Source organism: Nocardia fusca NBRC 14340, assembly GCF_001618425.1.
Classification (GTDB): Bacteria; Actinomycetota; Actinomycetes; order Mycobacteriales; family Mycobacteriaceae; genus Nocardia; species Nocardia fusca.
The window spans coordinates 251,358-264,214 of the sequence record NZ_BDCU01000016.1 but is presented as its reverse complement, the minus strand read 5'-3'; the positions used below and the strand labels follow the sequence as shown (position 1 = coordinate 264,214).

Annotated in this window: 14 protein-coding genes and 1 pseudogene; 7 read left to right on the top strand and 8 right to left on the bottom strand. The window is 69.4% G+C overall.

What is annotated here, in order from left to right; genetic code table 11:
* Positions 1-324: 324 nt before the first annotated feature.
* The 4 genes from NF4_RS06270 to NF4_RS37540 form a co-directional block, all read right to left on the bottom strand.
* Positions 325-1,434, bottom strand: coding sequence for a 4Fe-4S binding protein (locus tag NF4_RS06270; RefSeq protein WP_063814511.1), 1,110 nt, complete (start codon positions 1,432-1,434; stop codon positions 325-327).
* A gap of 66 nt (positions 1,435-1,500) precedes the next feature.
* On the bottom strand, positions 1,501-2,523 hold the full coding sequence (locus NF4_RS06265; RefSeq protein ID WP_063814510.1) for an SDR family NAD(P)-dependent oxidoreductase: 1,023 nt from the start codon (positions 2,521-2,523) through the stop codon (positions 1,501-1,503).
* A gap of 393 nt (positions 2,524-2,916) precedes the next feature.
* Positions 2,917-3,759, bottom strand: a complete 843-nt coding sequence (locus NF4_RS06255; protein WP_063126330.1) for a MerR family transcriptional regulator — start codon at positions 3,757-3,759, stop codon at positions 2,917-2,919.
* 81 nt (positions 3,760-3,840) lie between these two features.
* Positions 3,841-3,999 (bottom strand): hypothetical protein, encoded by a 159-nt coding sequence (locus NF4_RS37540; protein WP_157120027.1) that lies wholly within the window; start codon positions 3,997-3,999, stop codon positions 3,841-3,843.
* Between the two features lie 298 nt (positions 4,000-4,297).
* On the opposite strand from NF4_RS37540, the gene NF4_RS06250 reads away from it, so the two are divergent.
* The gene (locus NF4_RS06250; RefSeq protein WP_439956739.1) at positions 4,298-4,912 is read left to right on the top strand and encodes a lipocalin family protein; all 615 of its coding nucleotides are present in this window, start codon (positions 4,298-4,300) and stop codon (positions 4,910-4,912) included.
* A 62-nt stretch (positions 4,913-4,974) separates the two neighbouring features.
* Here the strand turns inward: NF4_RS06250 and NF4_RS06245 are convergent, their stop codons facing one another.
* Positions 4,975-5,208, bottom strand: a complete 234-nt coding sequence (locus tag NF4_RS06245; RefSeq protein ID WP_063126329.1) for a PNPOx family protein — start codon at positions 5,206-5,208, stop codon at positions 4,975-4,977.
* 265 nt (positions 5,209-5,473) lie between these two features.
* Between NF4_RS06245 and NF4_RS06240 the strand changes: the two genes are divergently transcribed.
* Positions 5,474-5,899 (top strand): nitroreductase family deazaflavin-dependent oxidoreductase, encoded by a 426-nt coding sequence (locus NF4_RS06240; protein ID WP_063126391.1) that lies wholly within the window; start codon positions 5,474-5,476, stop codon positions 5,897-5,899.
* Positions 5,900-5,918: 19 nt separating this feature from the next.
* Here the strand turns inward: NF4_RS06240 and NF4_RS06235 are convergent, their stop codons facing one another.
* Together NF4_RS06235 and NF4_RS06230 are read right to left on the bottom strand one after the other, a co-directional pair.
* Entirely contained in the window at positions 5,919-6,983 is a 1,065-nt protein-coding gene (locus tag NF4_RS06235) for an NAD(P)H-dependent amine dehydrogenase family protein (protein ID WP_063126328.1), read from the bottom strand.
* 58 nt (positions 6,984-7,041) lie between these two features.
* On the bottom strand, positions 7,042-8,169 hold the full coding sequence (locus NF4_RS06230; RefSeq protein ID WP_063126327.1) for an NDMA-dependent alcohol dehydrogenase: 1,128 nt from the start codon (positions 8,167-8,169) through the stop codon (positions 7,042-7,044).
* 222 nt (positions 8,170-8,391) lie between these two features.
* Between NF4_RS06230 and NF4_RS06225 the strand changes: the two genes are divergently transcribed.
* Complete coding sequence (locus NF4_RS06225; RefSeq protein ID WP_232330334.1) at positions 8,392-9,243, top strand: oxygenase MpaB family protein; 852 nt, start codon at positions 8,392-8,394, stop codon at positions 9,241-9,243.
* A gap of 211 nt (positions 9,244-9,454) precedes the next feature.
* On the top strand, positions 9,455-9,751 hold the full coding sequence (locus NF4_RS06220; protein WP_063126325.1) for a hypothetical protein: 297 nt from the start codon (positions 9,455-9,457) through the stop codon (positions 9,749-9,751).
* Positions 9,752-9,795: 44 nt separating this feature from the next.
* Here the strand turns inward: NF4_RS06220 and cobG are convergent, their stop codons facing one another.
* Positions 9,796-10,980 carry a precorrin-3B synthase gene (gene cobG / locus NF4_RS06215; RefSeq protein ID WP_063126324.1) on the bottom strand — a complete coding sequence of 395 codons (1,185 nt, stop codon included), beginning with the start codon at positions 10,978-10,980 and terminating at the stop codon, positions 9,796-9,798.
* A 309-nt stretch (positions 10,981-11,289) separates the two neighbouring features.
* Between cobG and NF4_RS06210 the strand changes: the two genes are divergently transcribed.
* From NF4_RS06210 to NF4_RS39760, 3 genes and pseudogenes are all read left to right on the top strand, one after another.
* Positions 11,290-11,883, top strand: a complete 594-nt coding sequence (locus NF4_RS06210) for a suppressor of fused domain protein (protein ID WP_198165235.1) — start codon at positions 11,290-11,292, stop codon at positions 11,881-11,883.
* Between the two features lie 350 nt (positions 11,884-12,233).
* Positions 12,234-12,701, top strand: coding sequence for a methyltransferase (locus tag NF4_RS06205; RefSeq protein WP_198165234.1), 468 nt, complete (start codon positions 12,234-12,236; stop codon positions 12,699-12,701).
* Positions 12,698-12,856: pseudogene (locus NF4_RS39760) on the top strand (FAD-dependent monooxygenase); the annotation flags it as partial. The gene NF4_RS06205 and the pseudogene NF4_RS39760, both read left to right, overlap by 4 nt.
* Position 12,857: the final 1 nt, after the last annotated feature.

The following is a 12,857-nucleotide window of genomic DNA, read 5'->3' as shown; positions in this document are numbered from 1 at the left end:
CACCCTATGCCGGGCCGAGCGCGCCGGGCCGGTGCGGGTGGGCCTCGGTGACCGGGGCGCCCGGGTCACAGCGGGGCCGCGCCGGAACCGGGCCCGGAATTCGGCATCCGCACCGAGCGCACTGTCGAGCAGCTTCACCGCGTCCTCCTGCCGCGGCAATCGCGGATGCAGCGCGAGATACACCGCGCCCGATACCACCCGAAGCGAGCGGCCGGATGATCCGATATCCGGCGAATACCGCCCCCGCAGCCGGCGTCACGCCTCGACCTCTCGCGGACAACGCTGCCGGAGCGGCACCCGTCGTACCGGTGGCGCGGACCGGGCTTACGCGGTCCCGCCGGCACCGCCGCGCGGGCGCGGCCCGATCTGGTCGAGCAGATCGTTGACCTCATCCGGGAAACCATTGGTGACCTGCTGCGGCGTCTTGTTCGGGAAGCGGCGCGCGACATGCTCTTCGGCTGCCGAACCGGGTAGCACGTACACGGGCTCGGTCTTGCTCTGCAGCGGCCGGACCACCTCGTCGAGGTGGGCTCGGCGATCGTCGAGGTAGGCGCCGATCACGTCCTCGCCGGCCGGGCACACGGCCATGCAGTAGCCGGCCTTGTAGTTCGGTTTGAACGACAGGCTCTGCCACATCGAGAACGATTCCCCGGTAGTGACCCGTTGCCGGTATTCGTCGCGGTCGGCACTGTCGGCGACCGTCTCCGCCCAATCGGTGAAGCCGCCCATGAATTCCCGGTAGTTGTGCGTGTAGCACGCCTGGAAATCGAAACCCCCGTCCGGGGTGATCGCTCCCACCGGGCAGGCGGAGACACACAGTTTGCATTCGAGACAGGGATTGAAATCCAGCGGCGTGCTCGGGGTGTCGATCACCGCGTCGGTGACCACGGTGCCGAGCAGGATGAAATTGCCGAATCGGGGGTGGATCACATTGCGATGGATGCCCATGACGCCCAGCCCGGCGGCCTCGGCCACGACCTTGTGCGCGATCACCCAGATACGCCCGGGAAACTGCTGCACTTCCATCGGATACCCCGGGGCGGGGTAGACCGCGCGGTAACCGGCGTCCTGGAGCGCCCGGGTGATCCGGCGGGACACCACGTTGGTCTCGTCGTCGGCGTGATTGAACTCGGTATTGGCGAGACTGCGCTGCGGACTGCGCAGATTGTCCCGGTTCATCCGTACACAGAACGAGACGAATGTGCGCGCGGCGGGCAGGATCGCCCGTGCGTGCTCGAGTTCGTCGGCCACCCGCGGATCCTCGACGGCGACGAACCCCACATCATCGGCGCCGGCCGCGAGGCAGATCTCGCGCAGCCGGTCGGCGGCGAGGACCGGGTCGGGTTTTTCGCGCTCACGGCCGGCCATCCGCTGGACGGTCGGGTGCTGCGTCAGCCGCCGCGGGGCGGCGGGGTCGTGATCGGTATCCGGCATCGGGACTCCTTCTCGCAACGAGATCCACGCGGGCTCACTGTGAACGACGGCGTGGGCGAGCGGAATTCATCGGTTGCCGGATCCGCCGGGCCCGGCGGATGCGCGGCGCGGGCGGATCGGGGGTCGGGGCGGGTGCAACGGCACGTCCGCCGCGTCGAGGCAGTACTCCCACAGCGACAGCAGATGGCCCTCCGTATAGCGGGTGTGGCGCAGATAGTGTTCGTCACGGATGCGGCGGTCGTGCCAGAAATGACCCGACAGCGGCGCCGGGCTGGTGGTGGCCAGCCAGACCGCGGTATCGGCACCCTCGGCGGCGGTGCGCATCGCCGGGCGCAGCGCGGAACCGAAGCGGGGGAGCGCGGCGGTGATCCCCGGTGTGGCGACCCAGCCCGGATGCATACTGTGCACGCTGACCCCGTGATCGGCGAGACGTCCGTCCAGCAGCGGCCCGAACGCCACCTGTATCCGCTTGGTGCGGGCGTAGGCGGTGGTGCCCCGGTATTCGCCGCGGCGATATTGCGGATCTCGGAACGGCAGCGGCTGCGTGTACATCCCGCCGGAGGCCACGAAGATGATGCGGGCGTCGCCGGAGGCGGCCAGCAGCGGAGCGAGCCGGTCGGTGAGGCGTAGCGGGCCGAGGACATGGGTCGCCAGGGCCAGCTCGTGTCCGGCGGAGTTCTCGGTGCGCTCGCCGGGCAGTACGCCCGCGTTGTGGACGAGCACGTCCAGCGCTCCGTGGCGCTCGCGTAAGGCCCGGGCGCAGGCATCGATACTGCCGGGTTCGGCGATATCGCACAGCTCGAGTTCCACCTGCGCCTCGGGGACGGCGTCGCGGATCTCCCGGCGGGCCCGCTCGCCGCGGTCCGCGTCCCGGACCGCGAGCACGGTGCGGGCGCCCAGGCCCGCGCAGCGCGTGGCGATCGATTTGCCGATTCCGGAGTTCGCGCCGGTGACCAGGGCGGTTTTGCCGTGCAGGGCATCGGTGGGCGGGTCGTCACTGGTCCAGGAGACCTTGCGCAGGTGGTAGCCGAGGCGGGTGTAGCCGGGCACTATCGTCCGGTCGAGCAGAGCGTCGACTGTACGGATCATCGGATCACACCTCGTCTCGTCTCGTCGGCACGAACTGCTCGGCATCCGGATGGCCGCTGCGGAAGCCCGCCCCGGCACAGGCCGGACAGAACTGCCACATGCGCTGGAACACGGGGGCGAAGCCGAGCGCGCTCGTCTCGTCGGTATACCCATCGAACCGCTTCTGCCACAGCCGCGACCCGGCGCCCGGACCGGTCCGGTTTGCCCTGCTCGACCATCGCACTCCTCCGCTCGGCGACCACCGGTCGCCTCTCTGCATCGAGTATGCATCGTTTTGTGGTCGATGGCGACCCGGGCGCCGGTTCACGGGCCGTCGGGCCACGCGGCCGCGAGGTGGTTCGCCGGGTCCGGGATGCCCGGATGGGTGGGGTGAAAGAGTGGGCGGGACCGGACTCAGCCGAGTCGCCGGACCGCCTCGGGAAGACTCGCCAAGCGTTCGACCGCCGCCGGGAGGATGACCGCGTCCCAGCCCGGGCCGCCGACGAAGACCCGCGCGCCGGCGTCGGTGCCCGCCCGCACGCTGGAAGTCAGCGCCGTCGACTCGTGCTGCGACCACAGCACCAGTTCGGCCGGCCGGTCCAGCCGCGCCAGGGTGTCGGCGAGGGCGGCGGTGGGCACATCCGCTCCGAGCATCTGTGCCCCGATCTCGCGCTCGGCCAGGGCTGCCCGCAGCACCTCGAGGGGGAGCGCGTGGGATTCGCCGCCGGTGCAGGCGAGGACGATGGGCCGCGGGCGCAGCCGGTCCGGCGGGTTGTTGCGATGCAGCGCCGAGGTGATGCACCACGAGAGCAGGTGCTCGACATCGATACAGCCCTCGCCGCCCAGCTGGCGGGCGACGATCTCGGCGAAAGCGGGGCGGCACAGTCGTTCCCACGTGTCGGTCACGCCGTAGGTTCGCAGCGCGCCGGCCAATTGCGCTGTCACCGACCGGTAGTCGAGCGCGAAGGCGGCGGTCACCAGCGAAGACAGGTCGCCGGGGGCGACGGCCGGGGCGCGCACCGTGGCCGCGGCACCGGCCGGGGTGGCGCCGCCGCGGATGAGTCCGAGCATCCGATCGAGCTGGGCGATATCGGCTTCGGTGTACAGCCGGTGGGTGCCCGGCCGGTGCCCGGTGGGGCCGATCTCGTAGCGCCGGTTCCAACTGCGCAGGGTGGCGGTCGGGATACCGAGCCGCTCGGCGACCGCGCGGACGGTGTAGCCGGCCGCGTCGGAGGCGGAGCTGGAACCGTCGGGCATCGTCTTATTCTGCCTGTTCCGATTCGCCGCCCGAGGCGGACCCGGAACTTCGGCGTGGGCGCCGACGGCGTACGGCCGTGTTCACCGGGTCCGCGTCGCGGTCGGGCCCGCCGCGCCACACCGCAGGGCCCGGCCGGTGGCCACCGCGACGGCCGTGGTGCGCTGCGGCCGGTCGCGCAGCGCGGCGGCGAGGAGGGCGGCGTCGGACAGGTCGGAGAGCACCCGGGAGCCCGTGGCCACCCGCAGGGCGGCCGGGGTCGGGGCGAGGGCCGTCCCGGGCCCCGAGGCGATATCCCGGCAGGCGGTCGTCCGCGTCGGCGCGCGGCGGGCGGGTGGGATCGTCCTCGTCCCGGCCGCACGGCCGCAGCAGCACCGCCGGGCGGATCGCCACGGCCGGTCCGGAACACGCCGTGGCCGCTCCCGCGAATCGGAGGAATCCCATAGCTACCATCTATTCTCCTGCGCCGAATCAGTACGCATCGATTATGCATCTATATTGGTTGGAGTGGTCACACACCGCCGAATGCGAGGAGTTTTCGTGACAGCACATCACGCAGTTCGCCGCACCACCGGCCTCGTGGCCGCCCTGCTGACCTTCGGTGCCCTGGCTGCCGGTGGCGCGGTCGCCCAGCCGCCGCTGCCGCCCGGCCCCGCCCCGGTCCCCGCACTGGACCTGAACCGGTACCTCGGCGACTGGAACCAGCTCGCCGCGGTACCGCAGCCGTTCAATCTCGACTGTGCACGCGACACCCGCGCGCAGTACACGCTCGACCCGCAGGGCAATGTCGCCGTGCACAATTCCTGTACCACCTGGGCGGGCGGCCGCAACGAGATCCGCGGCACCGCGAAGGTGAACGACCCGGTGACCGGTGCGCAGTTACATGTCGGCTTCCCCGGAGTGCCGGGTCAGGACATGCTCGACGGCCCGACGAACTACATCGTCACCGCGCTGGCCCCCGATTACTCCTGGGCGCTGGTAACCGACCCGAGCCGCCTGTCGGGTTTCGTGCTGGCCCGCTCGGCCGCTCTCGGCGCGCGGGCCTGGGACCAGGTGAAGTCCGCCATCAGCGCGGCGGGTCAGACACCCTGTATGTATCTGAGCTCGCCCACCACCGGTGGTCGCTCCGACATCACGCCCCTGTGCCTCCGCTGACCGCCGCGCCGCGGTGATCGTCGCGGACACCCAGTACTTTCCCAGGGTCCGTGCGTCGCTGTTCACCGGCGGAGCAGGGGCAGATCGCCCGCCAGCTCGATTTCCAGGCCGACGGCGCGTCCGCCGTGGCGGCGGAAACGGCCGAGCAGCGTGACGAGCACGAAGATCCGGAATGCCACACCGTATTTGGTGGTCATGGCATGTCGCGCGACGCGTAATCGGTGCGCGGGCAGGATGCGTGCGGTGCCGGGCTGCCAGGCGCCGGTCGGGGTGCCGTCGAATGTGGAGCGCGCCACCTCGATCCGGGGATCGCGCTCGATCCGGCGGACCTTCCAGGAGCGAGCGGGAGTGTATCCGTACCAGCGGCCGTCCGCGGGGCCAGCCAGATCGCGGTGGTGACCGGTGCGCCGTCGGCGCGGAAGGTGCGCAGCGCGAAGAACCGGTCGCCGTCGGGGTCGTCGGTGAACGCCATGGTCCGTAGTGTGACAGCCGGCCCGGTGATGACCCGCCGCGCGGCCCGGAGTATGTGCCCGGCCGCTGGTCCGCTGCATAATGCCGGGTATGGCAGACGACTGGAACGACCGGATCATCACGGAATTCCGGGCCAACGAGGGCCGGGTCGGCGGGCCTTTCGAGGGTGCCCCGCTGGCCTTGGTGCACCATCGCGGCCGGCGCACCGGACGCGAATCGGTGACCCCGATGATGTACCTGGCCGATGAACAGGATCCCGACGGCCTGGTCTACGTATTCGCCAGCAAGGCGGGTGCGCCGACGAATCCCGACTGGTATCGCAACCTGACCGCGGCCGGGGAGGCCACGGTGGAGCGGGGCACCGAGACCTACCCCGTCACGGTCACCGAGGTGACCGGCGCGGAGCGCGACCGTATCTACGGCGAACAGGCCCGCCGCTATCCCGGCTTCGCCGAATACGAGCAGAAGGCGGCCGGCTTCCGCACCATCCCCGTCCTGGCGTTGCGACGCGCCTAGCGGCGCGCGCCGTTTTCGTCTACGACCCGCGCGAGAACCGCGGATGGGCCCGGCCCGCCACCATCGGTAGCTCGACCGAGGTGCGGATACCGGGTTCGGCCGCGCAGACGTACGGGACGGAGTTGACGCAGTGCGCGGCCGTCGCGGCGATCCCGGGATTCTCGGCCTCCGGCGGGTCGCCGGGTTCGGACTGCCACCCGCGGATCGTGACGAACGAGCCCGGGTCGCCGTCGATCTCGATCTCGAACCGTTCGCCCTCGGCCCCGAGGGTCCAGGGCGGGTCGAGATGCTGTTGGCCCATCAGCCAGTTGACCCCGATGCGCACGACGGTTTCGCCGCCGGCCACCGCCTCCCAGTGGAAGCGCTGGCCGGCCACCTGCCCGGGCTCGATGGTGCCGATGGGTGATTCGATCGGCGCGGTGGCGACCGCCGTCTCGTGTACCGTGCGGATCTCCGGGTTCCCGCCGAAACCCAGCGTGTCCAGGATCATCCGGACCGATTGGCGGAAGCCGCCGTCGAGCAGTTGCCTCATCGGGCCCGCAGCGGCCTCGGCGGGAGTGGCACCGAACCGCATGATGTGGCGCACCACATCGGGCGCGCCGTAGGTCCGGATATCGGAGAACTCCTCGCCGCGCACGAAGGTGACTGCCGCGGACATGGCCGACAACATCAGCGGGAACACCTCGGTGACCCCGCCGGGATCGATCCCGGTGCCGTGCAGCGTGCTCCCGCCCGCCAGGCAGGCCTGCCGGACCGGTTCGGCCTGCTCGTCGTCGGGATAGAACCAGCCGACCGGCGTCACCACGTTCTTCCCCGACCGCAGCAGTGCCGCCACCTCCTTCGTGCGCGGCAGCAGCGGCGCGTAGACCACAGCGTCGGCGGGCAGCGCGAGGATCTCGTCGAGACTGTCGGTCGCCCGCACCCCGACGGGCGCCCGGCCGAGGATCTCCCCGACATCACGGCCGCGTTTGTCCGGCGAATGCACCCAGCACCCCACCAGTTCGAGTTCGGGGTGATCGATGATGGCTCGCAGTGCGGCCCGGCCGACCGATCCGGTGGCCCACTGCACGACCCGGTAGCTCACACGTCCTCCTCGTCACTATCCGATCGCGTGGCAGGCCGGCGCCGGTGGTCCGGGCGGCTCAGCGGTCCGCGTCGGTGTAGCGGATGATGCCGCGGATATTGCGGCCGGCCAGCATGTCCTGATAGCCGTCGTTGATGTCCTCGAGCCGGTACTGCCGGGTGACCATATCGTCGAGATTCAACTTGCCGACCTGGTACATCGACAGCAGGTGCGGGATGTCGTAGTGCGGATTGCCGCCACCGAAGATGGTGCCCTGCAGGTTCTTCTGCAGTAGCGAGAGCATGGCCAGGTTCAGGGTCGTCTTGTTCTCGGTCAGGCTGCCCATGGCGGTGAGCACGCAGGTGCCGGCCTTGGCGGTGATGCCCATCCAGCTGTCGACGTCCTCGCCGTGCACCTCGCCGACGGTCACGATCACCTTCTTGGCCATACCGCCCCAGGTGACCTCCGCGCAGCCGGCGGTCGCCTCCTCGATGGTCGCGTAGGCGTGGGTGGCCCCGAACTTCAGGGCCTGTTCGCGTTTCCACGGCACCGGGTCGACCGCGAAGATGTAGCGGGCGCCCGCATGGGCCGCGCCCTGCAAGGCGGACATACCCACACCGCCGAGGCCGATGATCGCGACGTCCTCGCCCGGCCGGATATCGGCGGTGCGGACGGCCGACCCGTACCCGGTGGTGACACCGCAGCCGACCAGGCAGGCGACCTCGAACGGGATGGACGGGTCGATCTTCACCACCGAGCTCTGGTGCACCACCATGTACGGGGAGAAGGTGCCCAGCAGGGCCATCGGGTAGACGTCGCGGCCGCGGGCCTGGATCCGGAACGATCCGTCGGTCACCGAGGTGCCCGCGAGCAGGAGTGCGCCGAGGTCGCACAGATTGCGCAGACCCGCCTGACAGGATTTGCATTTCCCGCACGACGGGATGAACGACAGGACGACGTGGTCACCGACCGCGAGATCCTCGACGCCCTCGCCGACCTCGGTCACGATGCCGGCACCTTCGTGCCCGCCGAGTACCGGGAATCCCATCATCGGAATGCCGCCGGTGACCAGGTGGTGGTCGGAATGGCACATTCCGGCCGCTTCCAGCTGGACTTTGACCTCGTGTTTGCGGGGATCGCCGATCTCGATCTCCTCGATCTGCCACGGCTGGTCGAATTCCCAGATGAGAGCGCCTTTGGTCTTCATCGGTGAACCTGCTTTCTCCTACCGCTCCGGGCTCGTGAAGTAGCGGGGCCCGGCTGTATGCACAAGTGTATGGACAATAGTCCAGACGACGATACGACACGATGCCGCCGGGCGCCGCGGAATCCGTCGGCGAGATGTCCGCCACCCGTGGCGACGAGAAACTGAGATGATGACCTACTATTCGTCTCAGAGTTTCGCGCCGTTCGACAAGGAGGTCAGATCGTGGGTGCTCCGGATACCGCCGCCACATCCCGTCTCGTGGGGGCACCGATCGGGCCCGGGTCGCTGACCTGGGAGTACGCCGGAGATCTGCGGAACATGCTGTTCCTCGGCCGCACCGGCATCCTGCAGAACATGCATCCGGCGGTGGGCGCGGCCCTGCAGGACCATTCGAACTTCTTCCGCGACCCCTGGGACCGCCTCATCCGCTCCCTGCCGCAGATCCAGGGCATGATCTACGACGCCGACAACGAGGCGCAGGCGGCCCGGGTGCGTGACTACCATCGCCCGCTGAAGGGCACCGACTCCCGTGGGGAGCGCTACCACGCGCTCAATCCCGAGGTGTACTGGTGGACCCACGCGACCTTCGTCGAGCTCACCATCGCCCTCAATGAGCATTTCGGGACCCCCCTCACCGCCGCCGAGAAGGATCGGTTGATCGCCGAGGGCATCACCTGGTGGCGGATGTACGGCCTGTCCGACCGGGTGCTGGTGGCGAACTACGCCGAGTTCGAGGAGTACTGGCACCGCACCATCGACGAGGTGCTCGAGGCCAACGCCACCACCGATTTCGCGCTCCGGCTCGGTAGCACCCGGATCCCGGCGCTACCCGGTGTCCCGGAACCGGTGTGGTCGGTGATCTGGCGACCGGTGATGGCGTTCAATGTTTGGCTCGCCAACGCGCTCATGCCCGAACGTGCCCGCGAGATCCTGGACCTGCGCTGGACGGCGGTGGACCAGAAGCTGTTCGGGGTGTTCGCGACGGCGGTGCGTACAGTCTGGCCGCTGTTACCCGATCGACTGCGGTACGCGCCCCGCGCCTACTCGGGAATCCGGCGCGTACAGGCCGGCTGACCTATGGTTTGCGACACAACGCCCAGCGGGGCGGGACAGCGTACCCTACGTCACACCGGCTCCATTTGCCTTGCGTGCCTGCCGATCCCGGCTCCGGGCCCCTGACCGGCGCATACGTGACCTGGGCCACTATCGCATTGAGGCGAAGTTAATTTCCCATTACCGGGAAGTTTCCGGATATCTGCCGGTCGGACGTCGATACGATTTCCGCATGCTCACAGTTCAGGAGCCGCAAGGCAGATCGTCGTTCATCACCGGGAATTCGAATCGGTCGAACGGATGCCCGGCACCCGAGCGCCGCGCCGTCGAACCCGTTCCGCTGTTTCCGGAGGAGATGTCGGTGCGCGAGGAAACCGAGCAACTGCGCAAGCCCTCGGCTTCGCTGGCCGTCGCGGCCGTGATGGGACTGTTGATCGTCGTGCTCCTGGTGGCCAGCCACGGCAAACAGGACGACGGGGACCGTCGTTCGCGGCCCATCGAAAAGCCTTCGACGTCACAGCAGCAGTAGGGACGGTCCGCCGGGGGAGTCCCGGCACTCCGCGGTACGGCGGCTCAGGTGCGCGGCGGTCGCACCAGATACCCCTCGGGGCCGGCGGTGACCTCGGTGACCGCCGCAGCGGGCCGGCCGCAGCGGCGCTCGCAACCGGACCAGTGCTGCCGCCCCGCTGTGGTGATCGAGGCGGCCGGGATCGGAGCTTCCGGGACCGCGGCATCAGGGAGATCCGTCCGGCCTGATTCGATCGCGGCCGCCGCGTCGGCACGCACGTCGGTATGCGATCTGGCGCAGCCCGGCTGCCCGGCGCAGGCGGTGATCCGCAGCCACGGCGACGCGGCGTCGAAGATCAGGCCCATCGGCGCCAGCACCCGCACGACCTGTTCGGCCGGCCACTCCTCGAGATCGGTGACGATCAGACCACGCCACGGGGTGAGTAGCACGGGGCGTTCGACGGCGGCGAGGAATTCGGCGGTGCGGGCGGGCAGCGAGCCCAGCCGGACCCCGGCGCCGAGCGCGACCAGGCCGTCGTGCTGGGGCAGCCAGCCGATCGGCAGGTCGGCCGAGTCCGCGAGTGCCAGACGTTCAGGGCCGGGACCGAGGCCCAGCAGCGTCGCCAGCCGTGCGGCGCCGTCCTCGATCTCGTGCAGGCGCCACTGACCCGCGGCCAGTTCGAGGAATCCGTGTGCCGCTGCCAGCAGCACCTCGGTCGCGTCGGCGGTGGCGATCCTGATCCCGCTGTCCGCACCGGCGAGCAACAGCGCGCAGCGGTTGTCGGTGAGGAGGTGCAGACCGATATCCGGACGCAGCGGGCTCACATCGCCCCGGCCGTCGTCGAGGGTGAACAGGACCCGGCCGGAGAGTTCGGCCAGCCGGGACGAACCGAGCAGCCCGGCGTCGAAAGCGGCGACCAGCGGCCGGATATCGGGGTGGTCACCGACCCGGCCGGACAGGGGCGAGGCGATGATATTGCGGACCCGCTCATGGGTCCGGCTCGGCAACAGCCCGGCGCCCGCCAGCCGTTCGGCGAGCGCGTCCGCGTCCCGGACCCGGCGCAGCTGCACATTGCCGCGCGAGGTCAGTTCGATATTCCCGTCGCCGAGTTCGCCGGCGGCCGCGGCGAGGGCCTGTAACTGCTCCGGTGCGAGCGCCCCGCCCGGTACCCGGACCCGGGCCAGCGGGCCGTCGGCGGCCTCGTGCAGGCGCAGGACACCGGGGCAGGAATCGGGTTCGGTACGAGCCATGACCTCCCCAGGATAGGTGCGCGTCGAAGCGATCGATCGCCCGGCCACCGGTCCGCCGCGAACGTCCTACCTGTGTGGGCCGTTTCCGGGGGAGCGGCCTCGGTCATTTGCGGAGTCGGCTCGCACTGTTCGTACGCCTCGGACGCGACCGGGGCCCGCGGCTCGAGTAGGGGTCGAATCGTGCTCGATGGGCGGGCTCGAGTGTGCTTCGGGCCCTATCGTCGAACACCGCCGGTCATTCGAGGGTTCGCTCGGGTGCCCGGTTTCCACGGTGTAGCGAAAGGGTTCCGTGACACGGAACGGATGATCATGACTGCTCCTGCTCTGCTGCGCGATGTCCACCGGGCACTGCACGACACCTTCGGCCCCGAGGACGACGGGTACACCTATCTCAGTGGTCCGGGCCCGATCGATCGCCTCGACGTGCTGGTCCGCCGTCCCCGTGACCGCGATCCGATGACGTCGTTGATCACTGTCGGCATGTCCATCGAGCCGATGCCGGCCGGTGACGCTCCCGGCGACAGCCGACGCGCCGAGCTTCGGCTCGCGCGTCGCGGGGGTCTGACCGTGGCCGAGGAAGAGGCTGTGGCACAGCAGTTGGCGAATATAGCCGCGCATCCGTGGATCACCGGAAACCGGCTCGATTGGGGGCACACCCTCGGCATCGACACGGACTTCCCCACTTTTCCCGGTTGCCGGGCGGTGTTCCTCTCCGGGCCTGCTGCCGCGAACATGCCGGACTGTCTGTACCTCGGTGAGGAGAGCGTACGCATCATCACTGTCATCCCCATCACCGGTGGCGAACGCGCGCGGGCCGCCACGATGCGTCCCGTCGACTTCATCGCCGAGCTGATGGCCGATGTCGATATCCACAGCGAACGTCCGGCGATGGTTGCCGACTGAACACCGACAACGATATGGGGCCACGACCGCGACCACGACGAGATTCCTTCGGGCGGTATCGAACAGGTGCAGCATCCATGCGGGGTGGTGCGGAGATGGTGAGCCCGCTATCGAGGCCGGCTCCGTCCATCGGCAGCGGTCCGGCATTCCGGTGGTAATACGAAGGGATTGCAAAGAACTGCTGGTCTCGGTGCCGAACCCACTGGAGAGCGGCAGTATTGCTGATGCTCCGAAAAGACCGCCGTCATCGACTGCTCCGCGCGCGGCCGGTGACGACGCAGAGCCGAGGTGCCGATTCGGCGGTACCCAGCACATTCTTCGCGAAGTCATTGTTCCTGGCTCGGAACCCGTTGGCCACGGGTGTTCTCTTCGGCCGGGAGCCCGTGCTCGAGGCGCATATGCTCGATACCCCGGAGTTGGCCGGCCGGTGGAGCGCCGTACCGGGTGATTTCTTCGAATCCGCCCCCGCCGCAGGCGATCTCTACATTCTCAAACACATTCTGCACGACTGGAACGACGACGAGTGCGTGCGCATCCTGCGCCGCTGCCGCGCGGCGATGACGGCGCAGAGCCGCATACTGGTCGCGGAAACAATTGCGCCACCCGCGAATACGCCGCACTATGTGTGGTCGCTGGATCTGATGATGCCGGCCGCGCTCACCGGGCGGGAACGCACCCGCGACGAGTTCGAGCAGCTGTTCGCTGCGGCCGACCTGACGTTGAACCGAGTGCAGACGACGGCGTCCTACAGCTCCATGGCGGTCATGGAACTCGTACCCCGTGATGTGGGCTCGATGCGGGTGGAGGCCGGCCGGTGAACGACATACCAGTGCTCATCGCAGGCGGTGGGCCGGTCGGGATGACCTTGGCTCTGGAGCTGGGCCGGCGCGGAGTGCCGTGTCTCCTGGTAGAGGAATCCGACCGGTCGCCGACCGTCCCACGGGCCAGTTCGCTCAGCGCCCGATCGATGGAGC